A 14444-nucleotide genomic window follows, 5' to 3' on the forward strand; every position below is an offset into this window, starting at 1 on the left:
AGGGACTCCAGGGAGCCCCCTTCCCCCTGGCCCCCTATGAGCTTTATCTGGGAAGCATTCTGGCCAATCCTTACTGTCTGCTCACGTTGCTCCTGATTCCGCTGGCGATCGCCTGGGACTACGAGCCCGCCGCGATGCGGGCCTGCCGCCCCGTGAGCATGGCGCCCGAGGAGAGCGCGGCGACGAAGCCAGGTCGTCGAAGGGTTGTCCTGGTCCCCCTGGCCGTCCTGAGCCCCGCCATCCTGCTGGGTTTCCCGCTCTTCTGCGGCACGCCGGTCGACATGTTCAGTGCGGCCGGCTGGCAGACGGCCTTCGGCGGCGATGGGGGACCCTATGCCCTGCTGGTCGGCAGCCTGCTGGGCCTCGGCGCGGCCTGGGCACTGTTTCCACGGGACCGCGGCATCCAGCCCGGCGAGGCAGCCAGCCAGGGAGCCGGCAGCTTGTTACCAGCGTTGCTGGTGCTGGTACTGGCCTGGACGCTCGGTAGCGTCCTGGAAGCCCTGGGCGCCTCTCAGCAGATCGCCGGCTGGTTCAGTCTGGCCCAAAGCCCTTTCTGGCTGCCGCTGCTGGTGTTCGTGGTCGGCTGCGGCATGTCGTTTGTCACCGGCAGTTCTTGGGGCACGATGGGTCTGCTGACGCCGCTGGCCCTGTCCGCGACCCTGATCGCCGGCAAGCAGGCCGGCCTGGACCCGGCAGCCTTGCAAACGCTCAGCACCATGGTGATCGGGGCCGTGTTCGGTGGTGCCACTTTTGGCGACCATTGCAGCCCGTTCTCCGACACCACCATTGTGAGTGCCCTGGCCAGCGGCTGCAGCACCCCCGCTCATGTCTGGACCCAGCTGCCATTCGCGGCCCTGTCCGCCGGTTGCTCGCTCGTCGCCTATAGCGGGATGGCCAGCGGATTGGCGGCCTGGCAGGCGACCGGGCTGGCCGCGATCTTGATGGTGCTGTGGCTGCAAGCCGCCCGGACGAGGGCTTTCACCAGAACTTAAACTCTGACACGGCAATCTGTCAGACGATTGTCACACCGGTCTTGGATATCCCTCCCGTGAGTGAAATCGGAGTCGCCCAGCCGCTCCGACTTGTGGAAGGGGAACCGCATCATGACCAGCACCAAGAACGACAACGCGTTTCGGACCATCACCCTGCGGGCGGTCGGCCGCGCGCTGTTGCTGTCCAGCCTGTTCGCCACCGCGGCCTGCAGCCCCAACGCCGGGCGCGCCCAGCTGGTCACGGTCCCTGGCGCCAAGGTGGCCGATGTTGAGCGTTTCGAGCAGGAGCAACACGGCGAAAACCATCCCAACGCAGTGGAACACCTGCTCGACGAATCGTCCGCCGACCGCACCCTGCAGGCCATTCCCACGGCGCAGATCAAGCCGGCCAACGAACTGATGATCACCGACCTTGGCGTGGTGGAGGACAAGCTGCGCGCGGCGCCCGGAGGAGCCTGGCACTTTGGCACGCTGATGCGCAAGATGGCCGGAAAGCAAAACCCCGCCGTCTTCACCCTGAACTGGCTGCGCACCTGGGAAAGCAATCAGGCCATCAACGGCGACGTCGCCGCGGCCCGCGGCAAAATCCGCCGGACCGTGATCGCCCCCTGGCTGAAGGCCAGCGGCGGGCAAAGCCTCGACCTCGCCAAGGCCCCCTTCCGGTTGCTGGCGATCGTCAACCGCATCGACCTGCGCAAGCCCGGCAATGCCGGCGAGGGCCGCTTCGTATACGGCCTGACCGACAGCCTTGGCAATTCCCTGCCCTTCACCGTGATTTTCGAGTACGGCATTCCGCTCAGCGTGGCCGGCTCCCCGGAGCGCTGGGCCACCCGCTGGCACGCCCTCGCCGGACAGACCCCCGGAACGCCCGCCTTCAATCAGACGCTGCAAGGCATCACGGATGCCTTCAGCAACGCCAACGCCGACCCCTCCAAGCCGAATGGCAGCAGCCTCAACCAGCTGCGCACGAACGAGAATGCGCTCAACTTCACCTGGGAACTGCGGGAATTTCAAATTTCGGCCGCCTCCGGCATGTTGCGCCAGGTGAGCGTGAAGCAGTCGCCGAAACAATCGCTCAACAACTCGGCCGAACTCGCCAATTTCGTCAAGGCCAACCAGACGGCTGTTGAAAACGGTAAGCACATCGTTCCGAACGCCCTGCTCGGCAGCGCCTCCTCCACCGAAGTCGGCCAGTGGAAGGTGCCTGGCGTCTCGGAGAAAGCGCGCAAAGGCCTGGCGATCGCCACCTGCATCGGCTGCCACCAGTCGGAAACCAACACCCCCTTCCTCCACGTGAACCTGCGTGCTGCCGGTCAGGCCGCCACCGTCTCCGAGTTCGTGCAAACCAAGGAGTTCCCTGCCCGCAGCCAGGATATGGCCAGCCTCCTGACCTCAAGCGCCACGGGGGTCAGCCCCAAGCCGACCGTGGTCCCCACGGTGAAGCCGACGGTCACCCCCACCGCGAAACCAACGGTCGCCCCCACCGCGAAACCAATGGTCGCCCCCACGGTGAAGCCGAGCATCAAATCCACCCCGGCACCGAAACGCCGCTGAGGCCCGCGGCGCGCTGAAGGTCACGCCGTCTTCCCCCCCCCTCCTGCTCCATCCACACACAACGACTTCCCTCACGCCCGACGCCCGCCGCTTGCCACAAGCGGTGGGCGTTCGGGTAGGAAAGGGGGGTGAACGACGTTGATTGGTTCCTCGATTCACTGGTGACGCCACCCGCAGCGCCTGCGGAGGTGATGCCAGCACGCTGGCTGCGACCATTCGCGGATTGGGCGCCACTGCAGGTGCTGACCGCGGGCCACGGCTCAGGCAAAACGGTGGCGCTGCGCCATTGCCACGACGCGGTTCCGGCTTCTCATCTCAAGGTCTGGCTGTCGCTCGAAGGGGGCGACTGGGACACGGTGGGATTGTTCCGGACCCTTCTTCACGGAATCCGGCAAAAGGTGCCAGGATTTGGCGAGGGCCTGCTGGGTCGTCTGGTGGGCCCGGGCCTGGAGGCCCGGGGCATCTGGCTGGCCCTCACCCAGGAACTCCAGACCTATGCCATTGCAGGCTTGGTGGTGTTGTTGGATGATGTCCACGTCCTGGACGGAGAAGCAGACGTCTGGCTGGCCAGCCTGGTCCACCTGCTGGCCCGCCGCCCCCCGCACCTGCGCGGCGTGATCGCCTCGCGCCGCCATCTGAACCTGGGCCTCTCCAAGCTGGAGGCCCAGGGTATTGCGAGAATCCTGGGCCCTCAGGCCTTGCATTGGCAGCCTGAAGAGGTGGCGGACTGGTTGACACGACGGGGGGGCGACCAACCGGCTTTGAATGCCCTGGCAGAGCGGCTGGAGGGTTGGCCCCTGGGGCTAATCCTGCTCACGCGCGGACATCAGGCTCCTGAGTCCGCCTTTGAGGCCGCCGCGGGCCCCACGGCGATCGCCGCCTACCTGGCTGAAGACGTCTACGCCGCCTGCGCCCCGGAACAGCGGACCTTTTTACGTCGGCTGGCGCTGCTCACCACCATCACGCCGGCGGCGGCCCACGTGTTGTGCCCCGAGTTGGAGGTGGAAGGGCTGCTGGCGCAGGCCGAACGCGCCCACCTGATTCAACGCCTGGAGGGTGGGCTGCGTTTCCGCTTTCCCGCCTATTTGCACGACTTTCTGCGTGTGGAGCTGACCCGCTGCGAGCATCCGGACCAGCTGCGACAGTGGCACCGGCAGCTCATGACCGCCCACATCAGCTGGCAACAACCCGAAGAAGCCTTCTCGCACGCGCTGGCGGCAGATGCCTGGGGCGAGGCGATGGCAGCGGCCCACCAGATTTTCCCGGCCATGCGCTACGACGGCCGGATCGACACGATCGCCCGGCGCCTGAGCGCCTTTCCGGAAAACGCCGCCCAGAATCTTCCGCTCTGGTGGCTGTGGCGCGGCCACGTGCTGGCGCATACCGGGGATTACGACTCAGCCCGTCAGGCCTACCTGGTCGCGCTTCAGCACAGTGAGGCGGGAAACCAGCAGGCCCTGTGCGCCAAGTTGCAAGTGGTGCTGGCGAACCTGGCCCTGAACACGGGAGACGACGAGGGGCTCCGGTCACGCCTGACCGCGGCTCAGCGCTTGCAAACGGCGGGTTGGGAGGAAGACCGGGTCGATCTGGCGTTGCTGCAGGCGGCGCTCGCGGAGCGCGAGGGAGACCTCGTGCGCATGCAACACGAAAACGAAGCCGTCCTGGCAGTGCCCTGCGGCACGAATGTGGAGCTGATCGCCAGCCACGGCATCGCCCTGCGCAACCTCTTCAGCCTCGCCTATCACCGGGGTGATCGCGTGCTCGGCCTGCGCCACCTCGACGCCATGGTGGCGCACGCCACCAGCCACCGCCTGCCGGCCTACCGTCTCTTCGCGGAGTTCATGCGGGCCCTGCTTCACCTGGAAGAGGGCGAGGCCGCCCTGGCGGACCAGTTCTTCCGAAGTCTCCCCACGGATTGGCAGGAACAGCTGGACTGGTTCGATCGCAGCATGGCCCGGATCGCGCTGGCCGAGTGGCACACCGCCCACGGGCGCTGGCTGGAGGGGGAACGGGAACTCAAGCTGTCACAGCTGGCACTGGCCGATGCCGGAATGCGGGAGGGCAGCCTGGTCCCGCTGGAGCGTCTCATCTGGCTTCGTCTGCGCCACGGCGGGGCCGGTGATATCGAGGACGTGTTGCTCCAGGCAGGCGAAGGGGCGCTGTTGAGCGAGGGGGGCTGGCCGTCTCTGAACCTCCACGGGGCCGGGCTCATGCTGGCCGTCGCGCGCAGCTGGCAGCAGCGCGGAGAGGCGTCCCGGGCCGAGGTGGCCTATCAGGCGCTGGGCGATCGCCTCGCGCAACTGTCGGCCCTGGGCTATGCCGCTAGGGCACGCTTGCTGCAAGCCAGCGCCTGCCTGGCCCAAGGAAAACGCGAAGCGGCCCACGAGGCCTACACAGCGGCCCGTCGTCTCAGCGTGGGCTCGCTCCAGGCCACCTGCCCGGACCGGGCCGTGTGGCTGGAGTTGGCACCACTTCTGGCCGCCGAAAGCCTCTCGGCGCAACCCTCCCCACCACCCGACTCGGTCGGGCTACCGGCGGAGTCGGGGCACCCCCGCCAAGCAGGAGCGCTGCCGACACCCGAAATGTCCACACCGCCGGAAAGTCCGGCACCGGGCGCCCTCCCCCCTGGGACACGCCAGTCCCTGGAACTCCGAGGGCTCGGCACTTTCGAGGTTCGCGTCGACGGCATTCGCATCGAAGCCTGGCCCAGAAAGCGAGCGCAGCACTTGCTGCAAGCCTTGTTGCTGTATCCCAGAGGGCTGACGCGCCCGGCGCTGGCGGAAGCCATCGGTGAGCAATCGGCCGACGGGCTGCGAACCGCCTGGTCGGCCCTGCGCAAGATTCTGGAGCCGGACCTCGGTGCGCGGGCTCCCTCGCGTTTTCTGTATTCCGACGACGAGCGCTGCGGCCTGGTGCTGGAGCAGATCAGCTACTGTGATGTTCACGCCTTCGAAAAGGCCGTGACGGAAGCGGCCCGACTGGAAGCCACAGACCCCTCGGCGGCTGCCGGATGCTACAGCGAAGCCGTTCGCCATGTCCGGGGCCCCCTGCAGGGGGGAGAAAGCTTCTCCGCTGAGCGGGAAGCGATCGCCGGCCGTGCACGGGCCGCGTGGCTCTGGCTGGTGGAGTATCACCAGCGCCGCGGCGATGGGCGTGCTGCCGAGTCGGTGTTGCAGGATGCAAGCAGCGTGGCGCCTGATGACGAAGCGATCTGCCTGGCCTTGATGAAACACCACCATCAGCAGGCGCGCACGGATCGCGTGAGGTTGACCTACTGGGACTTCCGCAAAGCGCTCAACACCCTGCAAGGTCTCAAGCCCTCGGAGGAACTCGAGCGCTTCTACCGCGAGCTAAGTGCCTGATCAGCGTCGCGGCCGTCAGCCCTTGAGCACCCCGATGGGCCGCAAGCGGGCGACGCGACGAGCCAACCCCGCTCCCGTGAGCACATCCACCACCGCCTCGATGTCCTTGTAGGCCTCGGGCGCCTCTTCCGCCACTCCCCGCCGGGAGGCACCGTACACCATCACCCCGGCTGCCGCCAGGCGCGCTTCGAGCTGGTCACAGCGCTGCAGGCGTCGAGCGGCCGTGCGGCTGAGCAGTCGACCAGCGCCGTGGCACACGCTGCCAAAGGTCCGGGCCATGGCGCCCGGCAAGCCCACCAGCACGTAGGAGGCACGGCCCATGTCACCGGGCACCAGGACGGGGTGGCCCGTTTCACGAAATGGCGCACTCAGCTCAACGTGACCCGCCGGAAAGGCCCGCGTTGCGCCCTTGCGGTGAACCAGCAGGTTATGCCGCTGACCGTCCTCGCCCTGGTGGCCCTCGACCCGTGCCATGTTGTGCGAGACGTCGTACAGCGTTCGCAGCGTGGCCTTGAAGTGCCTGAAAAAGGCCGCCCGCACCTGTTCGGTGAGCATCTGGCGATTGCACCAGGCAAAATGACTGGCGGCCGCCATCGCGGCCATGTAGCGTCGTCCCTCGCTGCTCCCGATCGGGGCACAAGCCAGCTGGCGGTCAGGCAAGACGATACCCTCGCGCGCCATGACCGCGCCCATCAGGCGAATGTAATCGCTGGCGACCTGATGTCCCAGGCCGCGAGAGCCTGAATGAAGCATGACCACCACCTGGCCAAGACCCAGGCCAAATCGCTCGGCCAGTGGCGGATGGAAGACCCGCTCGACGACCTGAATTTCGAGAAAATGATTGCCGCTTCCCAGACTGCCCAGCTGCCCTCGACCGCGTGCTTTGGCCTCAGGGCTGACGCAGTCAGGGTCGGCTTCCGGGCAATGTCCCCCCATCTCGCACGCCAGCAAATCCTCCTCCGAAGCCAATCCTCGGACCAACAGAGCAGGCAATCCCTCGCGCAGGATGGTGTCGAGTTCCCCAGGAGACAAGGACACCTTGGCTTGACTCCCGACGCCGAGCGGGATGGCATCGACCAGGGTTCGCAGCAACGCGCGGAGTTCGGGACGGATTTCCGCCTCGGTCAACGAACTGATGAGCAGGCGCACCCCGCAACTGATGTCAAAGCCGACCCCACCGGGGGAAACGACCCCATCGTTCAGCCCCATGGCGGCCACCCCACCAATCGGAAATCCATAGCCCTGATGGACATCCGGCATCACCAGAGAGGCGGTCCTGATGCCGGGCAACGCGGCGACGTTGACGCACTGAAAGAGGGACAGGTCGGCCAGGATCGCCGGCAGCAGCCGCTCAGAGGCAAATACGCGCCCCTCGACTCGCATGCCAGCCCGGAAACGGCGGGGGATCCGCCAACACCAGGGGTCGATTCGTTCCAGGACATCTCCGGGAAATCCTGAGCCGTGAGGGGGCATCTGCCCCGCCTCGAAGGGCGACGGTCCGAACTCCTGCCCCTCCCGTGTTTCCGGCAGGCAGGGCTGTCCTGGGTGGACGCATTCAGACATCGCAACTCCCCTGGCCGTCTAGCTCCAAACGGAGGCCTCAACGCGATCCTCAGACATCAAAAAACACCTGCCCGGCCCAGCCCTCCGGCGATGGTTGAAAGGCCAATTGATGGTAAGTGACCGCCTTGACGTCGTAGCCGCCAGAACGACGCCGGGCGTGCCCGGCTGCCGTCACCCGCACCGGCTCACTCTGCCGAGCGTCGACACGAAACGAGCTGAACAGGCGTCCTTCCGCATCCGCGCTCCAGACCAAGCGCGACAGCAAGTCCACCAGGCGTTCCGAATCGTCATGCCCAGCCAGCTGCCAATTCACCGCTCGTCGCCGAGAATGGTCGTCGCACACGCCCCCCAGCAGCGCCGTCAGACCGTAGGCGGCTTGCGCGAAGGCCGCTGCCCGGGTCGGCCCCCAGAAGGCCAGGCCAATATCGGCTGGGTGGGGTAGCAGCCGATACCCCGCCGTCCGGGCGGAGATTCCCGCGATGAGCGCGCTTCGCGTCGCGGCGCTCACCGCGCACTTCTCAGGAGCGGCAGCCCCCGATAGCGCAAGGTTTCCCGCGCAATCGTCAGGGCCTGCCCGGCCCGCTCGTCAAGGCGGATTTCGGTAAAGACCCGACCCGCCCCGGCCGCCAGCACGGCCCGATGGGCCTCGCGGGCCACGCGCAGCACGTCATCCAACTCACCCTGCAAGGTCGTGCCCAGCGCATCAACCTCGAAGAGGAGGCCACTCGCGCGAACCTTCGCCACCGCCGCTTCAACATAACGCCGGGTATCCTGGACCCCTCCTGCGGGGATCACCGTCAGTTCTGCGACCAGCACCATCACGCCCTCCTACACCCCGTGCGCCTACGCGAGGGCATCATGGGGCTGGCCAAGGCGTGCGCCTAGAGTCGGGCAGGCCCTGGTGATACGAATGCCCCCGCCGGAAACCCGTCTGCGCGTCGACCGAAAATCGGAGCGTTCACAGGGCGCACCCCCATGGTTCAGAGGGGCGGACGAGGGGCGGGGCGCACATCGATGGTGACGGCTCGGCGCCCCACTTCGCGTCCGTCTCGCGTGGCGGCCACGCACATCACACGGTAACGCCCAGGCGCCGTGGGCCAGAAATGAAACAAGCGTTGATTGGACCAGCCGACAAAAGAGGCTTCAGAGTCCCAGGCATAAACCAGACGCGCAGGATCGGCGCCCACGACAACCGGTTCGAAGGTCATCGGCCGCATGGATTCCCCCACGAAAGCCTCCGCCAAGTGACCATCAAACGAAATGCCCTGCAGCACCGGGCGACCCTCATCCGCAGCAAGCCGCACGACCGTCTGTGAACGCACGAGTGGCGCGACAGGTCCCTTACTGCATCCGCCCAGGCCCAACGCGAGCGCCAACGACAACACCCAGGAAGCCTGAACAAGCCGAACCGCGCGCACCATTCCCGCCTCCTGCAGCTGTCCAGCGCGCCGAGCGCCCGCCGAGTTTAAAGCAACTGAACTCCAAAATTTTATCACACCTTAACCTAGATACCCGCCACCTGACAGAGGCTCCCAGGTTTCCCGCATTGACCCTGGCCGCAACTCCCTCGGTAACCCTCACCCAGCTCTCCTCAGGGATGGGCGTTCCATCTCCCCACCCCCCGCCGCCTTCACGCGCCAAAACCTATGAGTCCAAGCGCTTCTCCATCTGAAGGGGCAAGGACTTCAGGACCACGAGCCGCGAGCAAAAAGAAAAACCCCCTCTCCGAAAAGGGGAGAGAGGGTTTGCTGTAAAGAGCCAGCGACGAGACTCGAACTCGTGACCTGCTGATTACGAATCAGCTGCTCTACCGACTGAGCTACGCTGGCAAACACGGGCCAATGGCAGGTTCCAAGTTACCAGACCACAGGCACGCTGTAAAGCGACCGGGGCCTCAACGGCGGATGGGGGGCGAGATCAGAGACTGGATCGAAGCCTCGGCCCTGCCCACCAACGGCGAGAGGCCAGGCAGCAAGGGCGTGATGTTGAAGGTACCCAGGCCGGCCCACACCACGGCACACGTCGTGTATCCAAGCACCAGCTGGGTGGCAACCGGCAATGCAGGACGAGCAGCCGCTGCATCCGTTTCTGGCTGCATGTACATGGTCACCACCACCCGCAGGTAGTAGTAAACCGACAGGATGCTGTTGACGATCGCCACCAGCACCAGTGACAGCATGTTGGCCTTCAAGGCGGCGGCAAACAGCATGTACTTGCCGAAGAAACCCGCCGTGAGCGGGAATCCAATCAGGGAGAACATGCAAACCGCCATGCAAATGCCCGCGAGGGGATAGCGCCAGGCCAACCCGGCGAAGTCCTCCACGTTCGAGAGACCCTCCTCGCGACCGCCGAGGAAGGTCACGACACCCAAAGCACCCAGGTTCGTGAAGGCATAGGCCACGAGGTAAAACAACAGCGCCGCCCCAGCATCCGGTGAAGGCAAGGCCGCCAAACCGACCAGCAAGTAGCCGGTATGGGCGATCCCCGAATAGGCCAGCATTCGCTTCACATTGCGCTGCACCAGCGCGAACATGTTGCCCACGAACATCGTCAACACGGCCAGGTTAAAGAGCAGGAACTGCGCGATGGCGTGCAATTGCTCAGCGGCAAAGAAACAAAGGGAAAGCCGCACGGCCAGCGCGAAAGCTGCTGCCTTGACGGCCGTCGCCATGAAGGCCGTCACCGGCGCAGGCGCCCCTTCGTACACGTCAGGCGCCCACATGTGGAACGGCACGGCCGCGACCTTGAAGGCCACGCCCACCAGCACCAACAGAACGCCAGCCGTGAACATCGCGTTGAGTTTCAAGGTGCTGTCAGCCGCCACCAGCGAAGCCCCAATCGACTGCAGGTTGACGCTGCCAGCTGACCCGTAAATCAAGGCAATGCCGTACAGGAAGATGGCGGCAGCCAAGGAGCCGAGGAAGAAGTACTTGAGAACCGCCTCGTTGGACCGCAGCAGATGCCGACGCCAGCCCACCAGCACATAGATGGCCAGGGACATCGTCTCGAATCCGAGGAACAGCGTCATCAGGTCATCCGAGGACACCATCACGAACATGCCCAGCAGGCTGAACAGCATGAGCGTGTAGAATTCTCCGCGATTCGCCCCTTCGCTCTCGAACTGAGGCAGGGCCATCAAGACCACCACCATCCCGATGATGGAGAACAGCACGTAGAAGAAATAGGAGAACCCATCCACGGTCACGGCGCCACCAAACAGGCTCGTCGCCTCCGGGCGTTGGGACCATTGGTGAACCGAGAGGCCCAATACCGCGAGCAACCCAGCCGCAGAGAAATACGCGACGCGCGTCGCATCGCGCAACATGGCCGACATCAGCATGGCCACCAGCGCGATGCCGGTCAGCAAAAATAGAGGGAAGAGTGGCGCGAGGGTGGTCATGATGAGGATCCTGTGTCAGTGCTCGATTTAATGGGGGTGGCGTTCGGGCGCCTTGAGCGACTTGGGAGAAGCAGTGGGAGGCGCGTCGGCCTTCAGACCGAAGGTCGCGAGGTAACGCACGGAGGCCGGGGCGATCGCCGCCACCACAGGTTGCGGGTATACACCCAGCACAATCACGGCCACCACGATCGGCATGAGGGCCGCGCCTTCTCGCAGGTTGAGGTCGGGCAAGCGAGCCACCTCGGGCTGCGAGACGGGGCCGAACATGGCCCGCTGATACCACCACAACATGTAGGCGGCCCCCAGAATAATGGAGGTGGCGGCCAGGGCCGTCGGGATCGCCTGGCCCTTCCAGGCGCCCAGCAGAATCATGAACTCACCCACGAAGGCCGACAAACCTGGCAGGCCGACCGACGCGAGCATCACCAGCATGAAGAAGGTGGCAAAAACCGGCATCACACGGGCCGCACCACCCCAGTCAGCGATCAACGTAGAGCCGCGACGCTCGGCCATGAAGCCGACCAGCAGGAACAGCGCCCCCGTGGTGACGGCGTGGCCCACAAGGTGGAAGACGGAGCCGACCACCGCTTGCTGGGTGAAGCTGAAAGCGCCAAGCAGAATCACACCCAGGTGACTGATCGATGCATAGGCCACCACCAAACGAGCGTCGTCCTGCGCCAGTGCCGTGAAGGCCGCATAGACCACCCCGGTCACGGCCAGGGCCACCAGCACCGAGGCCGCTTGTTCGGCAGCGGCCGGAAACAGCGGGAAGGCGATGCGCAACAAGCCATAGATACCAAGCTTGGCCATCACCGCGGACAGCAAGAAGGTGACCGGCATGGGAGCCTGGCTGTAAGCGGCTGGCAGCCAGGTATGGAAGGGAAACAGCGCCGCCTTGATTCCGAAGGCCAGCACGAAGGTCAGGAACATCAGCATCGCGGTGCGAGGCCCAGCCGCCAGCGGCAGGCCGGTCAGCGCATCCAAGGCGAAACTCCAGTTACCGCGGGCCTGCATGTGCTGCCATCCCAGGAAAACCACCCCTACCAGCATCAGCAGGGAGCCGACCATGGTGTAGAGCACAAACTTGATCACTGCCGGCCGGCGTTCAGGTCCACCGAAAAGGCCGACCAGGAAGAACGCCGGAATCAGCATCAATTCCCAGAACACGTAGAACAGGAAGAGGTCAGCCGCCGCCAGGACCCCGATCATGGCGCCGGACAGCATCAACATGCAGCCGAAGTACACGTGCGCGCGGTCACGGGCCAGATTCCAACTGGCAGCGACCGCCACGGCGGTCGCCACGGCGGCCAGCACGATCAGGAAGGTCGAAAAACCATCGACCCGCAGCCAGTAAGTGATGCCAAAGCTTTCCACCCAGGCCCGCTTTTCCTCAAAGGCCAACAGGTCGAGCCCGTGAGGCCCTGGCCGCATACCGGCCAGCAAGCCGAAAGAGGCCAGCGCATTGGCCACGGAGACGACCAGCGCGGCCCAACGCGAAAAGGCCGCGTCCTCCCGGCCGGAGAAGACCATCAGGGCAAGGCCGGCGAGTAAAGGAAAGACAATGAGAGAGGTCAGAAAGATCGACATCGAAAACCCTTCGTCAGAAGGACCACTTGGTCAGGACAACGTAGAGCACGGTCAAGGTGCCGAGCAGCATCACGTAAGCGTAAACACGAACAGCCCCTGTCTGGATCAGCTGAACAGACTGGGAGAGTGCCAGGTAGAAGCGGGGGATCACACGCACCAGTCCATCGACAATGAACGGCTCGATGACGTGACGGTTGCCCCAACCCACCAGATGGATGGCGGGCTTCACCAACACGGCGTCGTAGACGTGGTCGAAGTACCAGCGGTCCTGGAAGACCGCAAACAGGCCCTTGGCCCGCCCGAACACGGGTGCACGATGGCTGCCGTGGCGCAGATAGGCGAGCAGAATGCCCAACCCGCCAGCGATCACGGCAAAGGAAGCCAGCAAAAGTTCCTTCTGATGCAACCATAACGTGGTCGCTTCATCGGCCCCTGCCGGCAGGTGGGCGTGCGCGCCAACGGCCGGCGCAAGCCAGGCGGCCAAAGCCGACCCGCCCATCACCTCCGGGAGCCCCACGAACCCGACCACCAGGGTACCGAGCGCCAAGATGGCAAGCGGTCCGTTCATCACGGATGGTCCCTCGTGGGCATGGGCAAACAGGTCCGCCTGGCGAGGGGCGCCGGTGAACGTCAGGATCCACATCCGGAACATGTAGAACGCCGTCAGGAAGGACGTGAAAAGTCCCACGCCATAAAGCCAGAGCCAGCCATTCTCCCACTGAGCAAACAAGATCGCGTCCTTCGAAAAGAAGCCGGCCAAAGGAGGAATGCCGGCGATCGCCACGCAACCAATGAGCATGATCGTGGCGGTGAATGGCAGTTTCCTGCGCAAACCACCGTAGTGGTCCATCTCCTCCTCGTGGTGCATCGCGTGAATCACCGCACCAGCCCCGAGGAACAGCAGGGCCTTGAAGAAGGCGTGGGTGAAGAGGTGGAAGATACCGGCCGCGTAGGCTCCAGCGCCCACGGCCGCGAACATGTAGCCCAACTGAGAGACCGTCGAGTAGGCCAGAACTTTCTTGATGTTGTGCTGGGTGATCGCGATGGTGGCTGCCATAATGGCCGTCACCATCCCGATCACCGACACGAGGTGGCCGGCCTGCGGAGCCAGGTCGTACAACGTGGCCATGCGGGCGACCATGTAAACGCCTGCCGTCACCATCGTGGCCGCGTGGATGAGGGCCGAAACGGGCGTTGGACCCGCCATCGCATCCGCCAACCACGTGTGCAAGGGAATTTGGGCGCTCTTGCCCATGGCCCCGACGAAAAGCAACAGCCCAATCACCGCGGCCATCGAGGGGCCGACCAGGTGGGCGCTGTCGCGCACGGTGGCGAAATCAACCGTCCAAACACCCTTGCTGCCGAGGTACCAGAACAAAGTAAAGAGGCCCAGCAGGAAGCCAAAGTCGCCCACGCGGTTGACGATGAACGCCTTGTTGGCCGCCAACGCCTTCTCCGTCTCCGTGAAGTAATAGCCAATCAGCAGATAGGAACAAGCACCCACGCCTTCCCAGCCGAGGAACAGCAGCGGCATGTTCTTGCCGAGCACCAATACCAGCATGGAAAAGGTGAACAGATTCAAGTAGGTGAAGAAGCGGGTAAAGCCCCGTTCGTGCCCCATGTAACCGATCGAGTAGATGTGGATCAGAGAGCCCACGAAGGTCACGATCATGATCATCACACCGCTCAGGCGGTCGACCCAGAACTCGACGGGCACGTGCAGCGAGCCAACCGAAAACCAGGTAAAGGCCGTATGGACGTAACCCTGAGGATGTTCGGAAAGCCCAAGGAACAACCGAGTCGCCACCACGCAAGACAGCACAGGACCAAGGCAAGCAATCAAGGCCACCAGGGTTTTATTGGGCCCCTCCGGCTTGTGCGCATAGAACAGCGCGGTCAAGCCCAGCACAATGGCCCCGAGGAGGGGGAAGAGGGGTACGAGGCTGACGAGGTGGCTGGAAGTCATGGCGAGTGTCTCTGTGGTCT

The 14444-nt window shown here is 64.8% G+C and carries 10 protein-coding genes and 1 tRNA gene; 3 read left to right on the plus strand and 8 right to left on the minus strand.

The annotated features are described in order from the left end of the window. From VKP62_14755 to VKP62_14765, 3 genes are all read left to right on the plus strand, one after another. On the plus strand, window positions 1–992 hold a 992-nt coding region (locus VKP62_14755), incomplete at its 5' end, for a Na+/H+ antiporter NhaC family protein (GenBank protein MEB3198457.1). Window positions 993–1103: 111 nt separating this feature from the next. Further along, the gene (locus tag VKP62_14760; protein MEB3198458.1) at window positions 1104–2546 is read left to right on the plus strand and encodes a PT domain-containing protein; all 1443 of its coding nucleotides are present in this window, start codon (window positions 1104–1106) and stop codon (window positions 2544–2546) included. A gap of 128 nt (window positions 2547–2674) precedes the next feature. Beyond that, a complete protein-coding gene (locus VKP62_14765) occupies window positions 2675–5908 on the plus strand; it encodes a BTAD domain-containing putative transcriptional regulator (protein MEB3198459.1) in 3234 nt (1077 codons plus the stop codon). A gap of 15 nt (window positions 5909–5923) precedes the next feature. Here VKP62_14765 and VKP62_14770 read toward each other — a convergent pair whose 3' ends face one another. From VKP62_14770 to nuoL, 8 genes are all read right to left on the minus strand, one after another. Continuing rightward, window positions 5924–7381 (minus strand): RtcB family protein, encoded by a 1458-nt coding sequence (locus VKP62_14770; protein ID MEB3198460.1) that lies wholly within the window; start codon window positions 7379–7381, stop codon window positions 5924–5926. 139 nt (window positions 7382–7520) lie between these two features. Then, entirely contained in the window at window positions 7521–7979 is a 459-nt protein-coding gene (locus VKP62_14775; GenBank protein MEB3198461.1) for an archease, read from the minus strand. Then, window positions 7976–8290: an MTH1187 family thiamine-binding protein gene (locus VKP62_14780; GenBank protein MEB3198462.1), complete on the minus strand. Its 315-nt coding sequence runs from the start codon at window positions 8288–8290 to the stop codon at window positions 7976–7978. Before VKP62_14780 ends, VKP62_14775 begins: the two co-directional genes overlap by 4 nt. A 161-nt stretch (window positions 8291–8451) precedes the next feature. Then, on the minus strand, window positions 8452–8745 hold the full coding sequence (locus VKP62_14785) for a hypothetical protein (protein ID MEB3198463.1): 294 nt from the start codon (window positions 8743–8745) through the stop codon (window positions 8452–8454). Between the two features lie 482 nt (window positions 8746–9227). Then, window positions 9228–9300, minus strand: a tRNA-Thr gene (locus tag VKP62_14790). 65 nt (window positions 9301–9365) lie between these two features. After that, entirely contained in the window at window positions 9366–10871 is a 1506-nt protein-coding gene (locus tag VKP62_14795; GenBank protein MEB3198464.1) for an NADH-quinone oxidoreductase subunit N, read from the minus strand. Window positions 10872–10898: 27 nt separating this feature from the next. After that, window positions 10899–12458, minus strand: coding sequence for an NADH-quinone oxidoreductase subunit M (locus VKP62_14800; protein ID MEB3198465.1), 1560 nt, complete (start codon window positions 12456–12458; stop codon window positions 10899–10901). A 13-nt stretch (window positions 12459–12471) separates the two neighbouring features. Beyond that, complete coding sequence (gene nuoL / locus VKP62_14805) at window positions 12472–14424, minus strand: NADH-quinone oxidoreductase subunit L (protein MEB3198466.1); 1953 nt, start codon at window positions 14422–14424, stop codon at window positions 12472–12474. Window positions 14425–14444: the final 20 nt, after the last annotated feature.

It is taken from the genome of Candidatus Sericytochromatia bacterium (assembly GCA_035285325.1).
Classification (GTDB): Bacteria; Cyanobacteriota; Sericytochromatia; order S15B-MN24; family JAQBPE01; genus JAYKJB01.

What these genes read in the sequence shown, in the direction of transcription:
- VKP62_14760 (MEB3198458.1), top strand. Translation starts at nt 1,104, where the DNA reads ATGACCAGCACCAAGAACGACAACGCGTTTCGGACCATCACCCTGCGG.
- VKP62_14770 (MEB3198460.1), bottom strand. Translation starts at nt 7,381, where the DNA reads ATGCCCCCTCACGGCTCAGGATTTCCCGGAGATGTCCTGGAACGAATC.
- VKP62_14780 (MEB3198462.1), bottom strand. Translation starts at nt 8,290, where the DNA reads ATGGTGCTGGTCGCAGAACTGACGGTGATCCCCGCAGGAGGGGTCCAG.
- VKP62_14795 (MEB3198464.1), bottom strand. Translation starts at nt 10,871, where the DNA reads ATGACCACCCTCGCGCCACTCTTCCCTCTATTTTTGCTGACCGGCATC.
- VKP62_14800 (MEB3198465.1), bottom strand. Translation starts at nt 12,458, where the DNA reads ATGTCGATCTTTCTGACCTCTCTCATTGTCTTTCCTTTACTCGCCGGC.
- nuoL (MEB3198466.1), bottom strand. Translation starts at nt 14,424, where the DNA reads ATGACTTCCAGCCACCTCGTCAGCCTCGTACCCCTCTTCCCCCTCCTC.